At 63.5% G+C, this 7,359-nt stretch carries 6 protein-coding genes and 1 pseudogene; 5 read left to right on the forward strand and 2 right to left on the reverse strand.

All coding sequences use genetic code 11. The features are described from left to right. Both R3280_RS15100 and upp read right to left on the reverse strand, forming a co-directional pair. A partial coding sequence (locus R3280_RS15100) for a uracil-xanthine permease family protein (RefSeq protein WP_318999441.1) occupies positions 1 to 969 on the reverse strand: 969 nt, incomplete at its 3' end. 1 nt (position 970) lies between these two features. Next, complete coding sequence (gene upp / locus R3280_RS15105; protein ID WP_318999442.1) at positions 971 to 1,609, reverse strand: uracil phosphoribosyltransferase; 639 nt, start codon at positions 1,607 to 1,609, stop codon at positions 971 to 973. A 226-nt stretch (positions 1,610 to 1,835) separates the two neighbouring features. Here upp and flhA point away from each other — a divergent pair, with 226 nt between their 5' ends. The 5 genes and pseudogenes from flhA to R3280_RS15130 form a co-directional block, all read left to right on the forward strand. Then, the gene (gene flhA / locus R3280_RS15110; protein ID WP_318999443.1) at positions 1,836 to 4,004 is read left to right on the forward strand and encodes a flagellar biosynthesis protein FlhA; all 2,169 of its coding nucleotides are present in this window, start codon (positions 1,836 to 1,838) and stop codon (positions 4,002 to 4,004) included. A gap of 70 nt (positions 4,005 to 4,074) precedes the next feature. Further along, positions 4,075 to 5,349, forward strand: a complete 1,275-nt coding sequence (flhF, locus tag R3280_RS15115; protein WP_318999444.1) for a flagellar biosynthesis protein FlhF — start codon at positions 4,075 to 4,077, stop codon at positions 5,347 to 5,349. Between the two features lie 69 nt (positions 5,350 to 5,418). Then, the gene (locus R3280_RS15120; protein ID WP_318999445.1) at positions 5,419 to 6,231 is read left to right on the forward strand and encodes a MinD/ParA family protein; all 813 of its coding nucleotides are present in this window, start codon (positions 5,419 to 5,421) and stop codon (positions 6,229 to 6,231) included. Positions 6,232 to 6,312: 81 nt separating this feature from the next. Beyond that, the gene (locus R3280_RS15125) at positions 6,313 to 7,038 is read left to right on the forward strand and encodes an RNA polymerase sigma factor FliA (RefSeq protein ID WP_318999446.1); all 726 of its coding nucleotides are present in this window, start codon (positions 6,313 to 6,315) and stop codon (positions 7,036 to 7,038) included. A gap of 219 nt (positions 7,039 to 7,257) precedes the next feature. Then, a pseudogene (locus R3280_RS15130) lies at positions 7,258 to 7,359 on the forward strand (response regulator); the annotation flags it as partial.

Raw genomic sequence — 7,359 nt, forward strand, 5'->3', positions numbered from 1 at the left:
CGCGCCGAATTTGCCGACAAAGGCCAGCACAATGGCAATGCCCGCGGCCCACCACATGATCCTGGGGTTGAAGTTGCGGGTCAGCATGACCGCACCGGTGACCTCGGAGTAGGTGGTGTTGGGCGGTCCGCCGAAGGCCGCGGCGGTACTGGTGGCCAGGCCATCACCCAGCAGGGTGCGGTGCAGGCCGGGCTGCTTGATGTAGTTCTTGCGGGTGACGCTGCCGATGGCGAGCACGTCGCCGATGTGCTCGATGGCCGGGGCAATGGCCACCGGCAGCATGAACAGGATGGCGGAAGCACTGAACGCCGGCGCCACGAAATTGGGTATCGCGAACCAGGCCGCCTCGGCGACACCGCTGGTGTCCACGATCCCCATGAAGGCAGACAGCAGGTAACCCACCACCACCCCGAACAGGATCGGCACCAGCCGCGGCAGGCCCCGGGCCCAGACCGCCACCGCTACGGTGACCGCCAGCGAGATCATGGCAATCACGATGGCGGTGTCGTAGGGCACCAGCTGGGCGCTGCCGTCGCCGGCCCGGCCGGACGCCATGTTGACCGCAACCGGCGCCAGTGACAGGCCGATCACCATGATCACCGGTCCGATCACCACCGGCGGCAGCAGCCGGTTGATGAAGCCCGTACCCTTCAGTTTGACGGCGCCGCTGAGAACAATGTAGAGCAGGCCGGCCGCCATCAGGCCGCCAAGGGTCTCCTCCAGGCCGAAACGGGTCTTGGCCGCCAGAATGGGCGCGATGAAGGCAAAGGAGGAGGCCAGGAAAATGGGAATCTGACCGCCGGTAACCACGTGGAAAATCAGGGTGCCGACACCGGCGGTGAACAGCGCCACATTCGGGTCGAGGCCGGTAATCAGCGGCATCAGTACCAGTGCGCCGAAGGCCACCAGCAGCATCTGGGCCCCGGACAGCGCCTGACGCCAGGCGGGCTCATGGGTGTGATCGGTCATGTCAGACATCCTTCTGCTTGGTTCCGAAGATCTTGTCGCCGGCATCACCCAGGCCCGGCAGGATATAGCCCTTTTCGTTCAGGCGCTCGTCGATGGAGGCGGTATAGATGGACACGTCGGGATGGGCCTTGCGCACTCTCTCGATGCCCTCCGGCGCCGCCACCAGCACCAGGGCGCGGATCTCCGTACTGCCGGCCTTTTTCAGCAGGTCCACGGTGGAGATCAGGGAGCCGCCGGTGGCCAGCATGGGGTCGACGATGATGGCCATGCGCTGGTCCAGCTCGCCCACCAGCTTTTCCAGGTAGGTGCTGGCCTCCAGGGTCTCTTCGTTGCGGACCTGGCCCACCACGCTGACCCGGGCGCCGGGAATCAGGGTCAGCACGCCGTCCAGCATGCCCAGGCCCGCCCGCAGGATGGGCACGATGGTGACTTTCTTGCCGGTAATGCGCTCCACCGTCACCGGGCCGGCCCAGCCCTGGATGGTTTCCTCCTGCAGCAGAAAATCCTGGGTGGCCTCGTAGGTCAGCAACGCCGCCACTTCCTGGGCCAGCTCCCGGAAGTTCTTGGTGCTGATGTCGGCGCGGCGCATCAGGCCCAGCTTGTGACGGATCAGGGGGTGTCTTACCTCATGGACGGGCATGGTTCACCTATATCAACAGGACAGTGTGGACAGGGGTCGGAATCGTTAGTGGGCGACAGGATACCGTAACTGCCGGGGTCAGTCAGGCACTGGCTGGTGAAGTTTTTGCCGAGTCGGTGGGCGAGGCTGGTATGGATATTGCGACACACCCCTGAAAATCCATCCGGGTGTCAAAAAGCCGACTGCTGACACCCGCCGATTGCCGAAACGCGGAGAGCCAGTCCGAATGGACAGAAGCCTGGTGCTGAACAATGTCAAATCCCTGACGCGGGGCAGTCTGGGTATCCCCATCCTGCTGATGGCGCTGCTGGGCATGATGATCCTGCCCATGCCGGCGTTTCTGCTGGATGTGCTCTTTACCTTCAACATCACCCTGTCCATCGTGATCCTGCTGGTGTGTGTCTACGCCATGCGGCCGATGGAATTCGCCGCCTTTCCCACCGTGTTGCTGGTGGCCACGCTGCTGCGCCTGGCCCTGAACGTGGCCTCCACCCGGATCGTCCTGCTGCACGGCCACGAGGGCGGCGACGCCGCCGGTAAGGTGATCGAGTCCTTCGGGGCGGTACTGATCGGCGGCAACTACGCGGTCGGTCTGGTGGTGTTCGCCATTCTGATGATCATCAACTTCCTGGTGGTCACCAAGGGTGCCGGCCGGGTGTCGGAAGTCAGCGCCCGCTTCACCCTGGATGCCATGCCGGGCAAACAGATGGCCATTGACGCCGACCTCAACGCCGGCCTGATCAACCAGGACGAGGCCAAGCACCGGCGCTCGGAAATCGCCCAGGAAGCGGACTTCTACGGTTCCATGGACGGTGCCAGCAAGTTCGTCAAGGGCGACGCCGTGGCCGGCCTGCTGATCCTGTTCATCAACCTGATCGGCGGTATCGCCATCGGCATGATGCAGCACAACCTGGATTTCAACACCGCCACCCAGAATTACGCCCTGCTCACCATCGGTGACGGCCTGGTGGCGCAGATTCCCTCGCTGCTGCTGTCCACCGCCGCCGCCATCATGGTGACCCGGGTTACCTCCAGCCAGGACATGGGCGGCCAGATCCTGCAGCAGATGTTCACCGCGCCCCGGGCCCTGGGCATCGCTGCCGCCATCCTGATCATCCTGGGTCTGATCCCGGGCATGCCCCACGTGGCCTTCTTGGGCCTGGGCTTTATTTCCGCCGGCCTGGCCTACTGGATCTGGAAGCGCCAGCAGCAGACCGTGGAGGAAGATTCCGTCTATCCTGCCCGTGGCAGCGGCGCGCCGCGCTCGTCGAGCCAGGAGTCCGGCGCCCGGCCGTCCGGCGACAGCCAGCAGGCGCTGCCGGCCCCCGGCGAGACCCGTGAGCTGGGCTGGGACGATGTCGCGCCCGTGGATGTGGTGGGCCTGGAGGTGGGCTACCGGCTGATCCCGCTGGTGGACAAGTCCCAGGGCGGCCAGCTGCTGACCCGGATCAAGGGTGTGCGAAAGAAACTGTCCCAGGACCTGGGCTTTCTGATGCCCTCGGTTCACATCCGCGACAACCTGGACCTGATGCCCAACGTCTACCGCATCACCCTGATGGGGGTGACCATCGCCGAGGCCGAGATCCATCCGGACCGGGAGCTGGCCATCGACCCGGGCCAGGTATTCGGCAAGATCGAGGGCATCGAGGGCAAGGACCCCGCCTTTGGCCTGGACGCCAGCTGGATCGAGCCGGACCGCAAGGACCAGGCCCAGACCCTGGGCTACACCGTGGTGGACGCCAGCACCGTGGTGGCCACTCATCTCAACCAGGTGCTGCAGAAACATGCCCACGAGCTGTTGGGCCACGAGGAGGTCCAGAAGTGGCTGGACCAGCTTGAGAAGATGTCGCCGAAGCTGGCGGAAGAGCTGGTGCCGACCACCGTGTCCATCAGCATCCTGCTGAAGGTGCTGCAGAGCCTGTTGCGGGAGGAGGTGCCGATCCGCGACATGCGCTCCATCGCCGAGGCCATCGTCAACGTCCATCCCAAGAGCCAGGACCCCAAGGTGCTGACCACCGCGGCCCGGCAATCGCTGCGTCGGATGATCATCCAGAGCATCTGTGGCAACGAGAGCGAGATCCCGGTTATCACCCTGGATCCAGAGTTGGAACAGTTATTGCTGAAGTCCATGCAGCAGAGTCAACAATCCGGCGCCCAGGACGATATCGGCCTGGTGCTGGAGCCGGGCATGGTGGAAAAGCTGCAGCGGTCCCTGCAGGAAACCGCCCAGCGCCAGGAGATGCTCGGCAAACCGGCGATCCTGCTGGTATCGGCCCCATTGAGGCCGGTAATGGCGAAATTCGCCAGCTACGGCATCGAGCGCCTGCACGTGCTGTCGTACCAGGAAATGCCGGACAACAAACAGATAACGATTGTGGCGTCGGTCGGCCAGTAACCCGGTCCGCCCGCCAGGCTGAACACAGGGCGACGGTTTCTTGACCGTCACCGGCGGAGGAAGAGTCAGTATGAAAGTGAAACGGTTTTTTGCCCCCACCATGGCGGAAGCACTCAAGCGCGTTCGCGAACAGATGGGCGCCGACGCGGTGATCCTGTCAAACCGCAAGGTGGACGGTGGCGTCGAGATCGTGACGGCGCTGGATTACGACGAAAACCTGGCCCGTCAGCGTCTCGGCGACGCCGCCGTGGAGGCCACCAACGGCTCCCGCCTGGCAGAACTGCAGGCCGACCAGCACCGCCGCCTGGAGGAAGAGCTGGGCCGCTCCCGAGATCGTATTCGCGATGTCCGGCAAAAGCGTGCCGACGAGGGCGAGCGCTACACTGCCCGGCGTCCGGAGCCCGTACCGGCCTCTTCAAATACAGCCGACGTGTTGCCGGCCCAGGTGCTGGCCGATATGCGGGCGGAAATTTCCTCGCTGCGGGACTTGGTCACCCAGGGCCATGCACCGGCCGCCGCTGTCGCTCCTGCAGCCACCCCCGCGGATGCCATCCAGCAGCGCCTGACCGAGCGCCTCGAGGAGTTCGGTCTGACCCGCGAACTGGCCTCGGCGCTGGCCCGCAGTCACGGCAAGGGCCGCATGGATGAGGGTTGGAAGCAGTCACTCAAGACCCTGGCCGCCGGCATCAAGACCACCAGGACCGAATGGCTGGAGCAGGGCGGTGTCTACGCGCTGGTCGGCCCCACCGGCTCCGGCAAGACCACCACCATCGGCAAGATGGCGGCCCGTTATGTGCTGCGCCACGGTGCCGATTCCCTGGCGCTGGTGACCACTGACCGGTATCGGGTGGCGGCCCATGAGCAGTTGTTCGTGTTCGGCCGTATCCTCAATGTGCCGGTACGGGTGGTGGATGAAAGCCATTCCCTGGACAGTATCCTGGACGAGCTGTCCGATCGCCACCTGGTGCTGATCGACACCGCCGGCCTGACCCAGTCCGACAAGGGCTACGGTGAGCAGCTGCGGGAACTGGCGGACAGCCGCCACGGTATCCGCTCACACCTGGTGGTGCCGGCCACCAGCCAGCCCCGGATCATGAAATCCATGTGGCATTGCTATAAGATGGCGAAGCTTGCAGGCTGCGTGATGACCAAGCTGGACGAATCCCTCACCCTGGGAGAAGTTCTCGGTTTTTCCGTGGAGACGGGTCTGGCCGTGGCGTATTACACTGATGGCCAGCGTATTCCCCAAGACCTGCACCATGCCGAGGCCATACCGCTGGTACGGCTGGGTGTGGAGCGGCTGAAAGCCCTGCAGCGTGAGCAGGCCGTGGCCGAAGGCGCCTGAACAAGCCGTGCCTCACCGCTGATGCAGGGTGGCTCAGCCAATAACACGAGTTAAGAGACAAGAACCAGTATGAGCAAAGCACATCCGGTCCAGGTGATCGCGGTCACCGGTGGTAAGGGCGGCGTTGGCAAGAGCAACATCTCCGTCAACCTGGCCATCGCCCTTGCCCAGAAGGGGCGTCGGGTGGTGGTGCTGGACGCCGACCTGGGGCTTGCCAACATCGACGTTCTGCTGGGCATCACCTCGAATCGCAACCTTTCCGATGTACTTTCCGGCGAGTGCGATCTAAAAGACGTACTAGTGGATGGTCCCGGCGGCATCAAGATCGTGCCGGCGTCGTCCGGCACCCAGCGCATGACCCAGCTGTCCACCATGGAACACGCCGGCCTGATCAACGCCTTCAGTGAACTGGGGGATCAGATCGACGTGCTGATCGTGGACACCGCTGCCGGTATCTCGGAAGCCGTGGTGAGTTTTCTGCGGGCCTCCCAGGAACTGCTGCTGGTGGTCTGTGACGAGCCCACGTCCATCACCGATGCCTACGCCCTGATCAAGCTGATGAACCGGGATTACGGTACCAACCGATTCCGCATCCTGGCCAACCAGGTCCGAAACGAACAGGAAGGCCGGCATCTGTTCGGCAAGCTGACCCGGGTCACCGAGCGGTTTCTGGACGTTGGGCTACAATACGTGGGCATGGTGCCTTACGACGAGGCCGTGAAGAAGTCGGTCCAGCGCCAGAAGGCGCTTCTGGATGCCTATCCCCGGGCCAAGGCGGCCCTGGCCATCAAAGCTCTCGCCGAGAAGGTGGATAGCTGGCCACTGCCGTCCTCGCCCCGCGGTCACCTCGAATTCTTTGTCGAACGCCTGGTCCAGGCCTGAACCGTCAGGCCTGAGGGCAGTGTTTGTCTTTGAGGCCGCTGACCGGTCCCCTGACAGTCACTCAAACAACAAAGCTGGAACATGACGTTGGCGAAAGGCCTAGGAATTTACCACCAGACTGGCGCAAGCGAGGCGCATGCCCTCGTTGAACAGCACGCGCCGCTGGTCAAGAAGATCGCGCTCCACATGCTGGCCCGCCTGCCCGCATCGGTCCAGCTTGATGACCTGATGCAGGCCGGCATGATCGGTCTGCTGGAGGCGGCCCAGAAGTACCAGTCCAACAAGGGCGCGTCCTTTGAAACCTACGCCGGTATCCGTATTCGCGGCGCCATCGTGGACGAGATGCGCAAGGGTGACTGGGTCCCCCGCTCGGTGCACCGTAATGCCCGCCGGGTTGCCCAGGCCATAAAGGCGGTGGAGGACCGAACCGGCTCCGAGGCGCAGGATGCCGACGTGGCCGCCGAGCTCGACATGACCCTGAGCGAATACCATGCCTGCCTGGCGGACGCCAATAGCGGCCGACTTTTTAGCCTCGACGAGCTCAATGAATCCGGCGAGCTGCCGATAGAGGAATCAGAGAGATCGGAAAGTCCGCTTGAGGGCCTTGCCTCGGAGGCATTCAAGCGCAGCCTGGCAGAGGCCATCGGCGAGCTCCCGGAGCGGGAAAAACTGGTACTCAGCCTGTATTACCAGGAAGAGCTCAACCTGAAGGAAATCGGCGCCGTGATCGGCGTCAGTGAGAGCCGGGTCAGCCAGATTCACAGCCAGGCCGCCATGCGGCTGCGGGCCCGGCTGGCGGACTGGTGATTGCAGTTGCCGGTAACTGTGTAGTGTTTGGTAACCAGTGCTTTACAAGCGGGTGCCGAACAAGACAATAAGCGATGTGTGACAGCTGCCGTGGCAGCATACGGGGTCACGATCACCTTCCTTTCAGACTGCCGGACGCAGGGGCCTGAAGCAGGGCAGGTATCGTGAGCCGGACCGGGTCAAGATGATTCATCCGGGCGTTATCAACTGGAGGTCCCTTTGGACAAGAACATGAAAATCCTCATCGTGGACGACTTTTCCACGATGCGCAGGATCATCAAGAACCTGCTGCGTGATCTCGGCTTCACCAACACCGATGAA

The sequence above is a fragment of the Marinobacter sp. genome, from assembly GCF_033722195.1.
GTDB lineage: Bacteria > Pseudomonadota > Gammaproteobacteria > Pseudomonadales > Oleiphilaceae > Marinobacter.

Coding starts and splice junctions, on each gene's coding strand:
- flhA (WP_318999443.1), top strand. CDS start 1,836: ATGGACAGAAGCCTGGTGCTGAACAATGTCAAATCCCTGACGCGGGGC.
- upp (WP_318999442.1), bottom strand. CDS start 1,609: ATGCCCGTCCATGAGGTAAGACACCCCCTGATCCGTCACAAGCTGGGC.
- R3280_RS15125 (WP_318999446.1), top strand. CDS start 6,313: ATGACGTTGGCGAAAGGCCTAGGAATTTACCACCAGACTGGCGCAAGC.
- R3280_RS15120 (WP_318999445.1), top strand. CDS start 5,419: ATGAGCAAAGCACATCCGGTCCAGGTGATCGCGGTCACCGGTGGTAAG.
- flhF (WP_318999444.1), top strand. CDS start 4,075: ATGAAAGTGAAACGGTTTTTTGCCCCCACCATGGCGGAAGCACTCAAG.